Origin of the sequence: Synechococcales cyanobacterium T60_A2020_003 (assembly GCA_015272205.1) — a bacterium.
Lineage (GTDB): Bacteria > Cyanobacteriota > Cyanobacteriia > RECH01 > RECH01 > JACYMB01.
Map to the genome: position 1 here is coordinate 1 of JACYMB010000054.1, position 2,682 is coordinate 2,682.

General features: G+C 52.2%; 6 protein-coding genes. 3 read left to right on the plus strand and 3 right to left on the minus strand.

The window, feature by feature from the left end; all coding sequences use genetic code 11:
* A partial coding sequence (locus IGR76_03000) for a sensor domain-containing diguanylate cyclase (protein ID MBF2077499.1) occupies positions 1-864 on the plus strand: 864 nt, incomplete at its 5' end.
* Here the strand turns inward: IGR76_03000 and IGR76_03005 are convergent.
* The gene (locus tag IGR76_03005) at positions 861-1,184 is read right to left on the minus strand and encodes a thioredoxin family protein (protein MBF2077500.1); all 324 of its coding nucleotides are present in this window, start codon (positions 1,182-1,184) and stop codon (positions 861-863) included. The genes IGR76_03000 and IGR76_03005 overlap by 4 nt on opposite strands.
* A 31-nt stretch (positions 1,185-1,215) precedes the next feature.
* Here IGR76_03005 and IGR76_03010 point away from each other — a divergent pair, with 31 nt between their 5' ends.
* Both IGR76_03010 and IGR76_03015 read left to right on the plus strand, forming a co-directional pair.
* Positions 1,216-1,359 (plus strand): hypothetical protein, encoded by a 144-nt coding sequence (locus tag IGR76_03010; protein MBF2077501.1) that lies wholly within the window; start codon positions 1,216-1,218, stop codon positions 1,357-1,359.
* A 4-nt stretch (positions 1,360-1,363) separates the two neighbouring features.
* A complete protein-coding gene (locus tag IGR76_03015; protein MBF2077502.1) occupies positions 1,364-2,245 on the plus strand; it encodes a DMT family transporter in 882 nt (293 codons plus the stop codon).
* Positions 2,246-2,261: 16 nt separating this feature from the next.
* On the opposite strand, the gene IGR76_03020 is transcribed toward IGR76_03015, so the two are convergent.
* Together IGR76_03020 and IGR76_03025 are read right to left on the minus strand one after the other, a co-directional pair.
* The gene (locus tag IGR76_03020; protein ID MBF2077503.1) at positions 2,262-2,429 is read right to left on the minus strand and encodes a hypothetical protein; all 168 of its coding nucleotides are present in this window, start codon (positions 2,427-2,429) and stop codon (positions 2,262-2,264) included.
* 95 nt (positions 2,430-2,524) lie between these two features.
* A partial coding sequence (locus IGR76_03025) for an IS5/IS1182 family transposase (protein ID MBF2077504.1) occupies positions 2,525-2,682 on the minus strand: 158 nt, incomplete at its 5' end.

Consider the following 2,682-nt stretch of genomic DNA (forward strand, 5'->3'; position numbering starts at 1 on the left):
AACTTGCTCTTTTTTGATTCTGATACCCCGTCCGCTTGCGGCGGGGTAGTTCATTTTTTGAATGAGCGGGCGGCTGAACTGTTTGGATTTGCGCTGCAAGAGGCGGGACGTTATCGGGAAACGGATTTTTGGGATAGCTTGAGCGATCGCACCACATTTTTGAGCCAGCTACAAAAGCAGGGACGGATTGCGAACTTCGAAGCCTGCTTACGCCGCGCAGACGACACACCTTTCTGGTCGTTGATCTCTGGGGTAGAGATTACCTATAACGATTTGCCGTGCGTCTTATTTTCGCTAAGTGATATTTCCGTTCAAATCAAGCGAGAAACGACCCTCCGCCAACTGGCGTCTACGGACTCCCTGACGGGCATTTACAATCGGCGCTCATTTTTTGAATTGGCGGATCAGGCGATCGCCGATTTAATGCAAAGCGATCGCCCCTGTTGTGTTTTGATTCTGGACATTGATCACTTCAAAACCATTAACGACACGCTGGGGCATGCCCAAGGGGATGAAGTGATTCGACGGGTTGCCCAACTTTGCGCCCACATGCTGCGAAGTGGGGATGTGCTGGGGCGAATTGGGGGGGAAGAATTTGCGGTGCTGTTGGTAAAGACTTCGCTGAGTGCGGCAAACTCCATTGCTGAACGATTACGCCAACGGATCGAGCGTACCCAGTTAGTGGCTCAGTCGGACTCGATTCAATTTACGGTGAGTGTGGGAGTAGCGGCGGTGCGACCAGGGGATACGGTCAGCACCGCTCTCCATCGAGCAGATCTGGTACTCTACCAGGCAAAGGCGAAGGGACGCAATCGGGTAGAGCAATATGTTGAGAACTCGGAAGAGTCGAGCGTTGAGGGTTAGGTCGAAGCGCTATTTAAAACCTCTTGGAGTCGGCTGCGGAACTCGCCTTTAGGATGTCCGCCTTTGACTTCCCCAAGGATGGAAAACTCCCCTTCGGGATTGTCGCACACTAAATACGTAGGCCACCCCATATCGGCTTTGTCGGGATACTGGGCTAGGAGGATTTTGCGATATTTGCGATAGGTGGCGGTGTCTTGCATCTTGACATCCACAAAACCGAGGCCGAGTTCTTCCGCCACCTTCTGGTCATAAAACGCCATTTTGTGACAAATACCGCAGTCTTCAGATGAGAATTTAATTACAGTGCGATCGCTGCTCATGGAATCTATCGCGCAATTCGTTACGGGGTTTATGCATTCTAAACTTTACAGCGATCGCCTGACCCTGCCCAAGGGGAGTTGGCAAAACTTTGCAGAAAGCGCACAGGTCTCTACCCTTGACGGCAGGGGACAGAATAGCGCTAAATGGGAGCGCTGTGGCGTGACTAAGATGTGAACGAATGGTTCCCAACCCCTCTTTGAAAACTCCTGCGGATCACTGGCAAGGTGTCTTGATGCTCCTGGTTGTTTGTATGCTCTGGGGCAGTGCCTTTCTGGTGGTGAAAGGGGCGATCGCCGATGTGCCTGCCAGTGTTTTAACCTTTAGTCGGTTTGCGATCGCAGCACTCTGCTTTTTACCCTTCATGAATCGCAATCGTGCCATTTTTCAAGCGGGTTTTGAACTGGGCCTATGGCTGATGGTGGGGTATGCCACGCAAACGATTGGGTTAGAGTTTACGTCCGTCAACCGGAGTGCCTTTATTACCAGCCTCTATGTGATTTTGCTGCCCTTGCTGACGCGGCTCATGGGGGGGCGATTGAGCTGGGCAACTTGGGGATCGGCTCTGTTAGCGTTTGGGGGGGTGGGCTTGCTGTCCTCCGATGGCTCACCGCCCAATGTCGGCGATTACTGGACGTTGGCGACGGCTCTGTTCTATGCCCTGTACGTTTGGCGGCTAGAAGCCTATTCGGTTCATTTCAATGCCATTGATCTAGCGGGGGCACAACTCGTGGCCGGAACAGCGATCGCCTTTCCCTGGGTCTTGGCGACCCATCCCAGTTGGCTGAAGATGAGTGCTTTAGCGAATTTGCCCTGGCCTGCGCTGCTATATTTAGCCCTGTTGTGTACTGCCTGCACGACCTGGATGCAAACCTGGGGACAACAACGCGTAAACGCTACCCAAGCGGCTGTGATCTTAACGATGGAACCCGTTTGGGCCTCTCTGTTTGCGTTTCTGGTGCTAGATGAAGTCTTAAGTATGCAAGGCTATTTAGGCGCAGCAACGGTGGTCGTCGCCATGGTGGTGAGTCAGATTGCTTGGCTCCGGCGATCGCGCTTATAGAGGTAGAGCCGTCTCTCTACACTCCGGTTGCAGAGAGGTAGACTTCCATGCGGTCTAGGGATAGCCCTTGTTCAATATAGTGGGGCGATCGCGCATCGTAGGGGCTGCGAATGCGATCGATGGATAGAATCTGGGCATCCTCTGGCAGAATGGGCACATCGGGATCGTAGGCCGTTGGGCGCACCAGGGAACTGGAAAAGCCTTTGAAAATTGTAATTTCATCCGGCTTTGTTGCATGATTAGAAAAACGGTCAGGTTCGCCTTGAGAGTGTCCTGGTATTAACCTTCAACCTTGTAGCTATCGGGTTTAGCGATCTGAATCATGCGGTTGAGCGCAACACATTTGATGAACAATTCCACGGCTTGATTGTCAAATTGACGTGCACTGAGATTGCCCCCAAAAATAGTCTTAAAGCGGAACATGGTAGTTTCAGCAA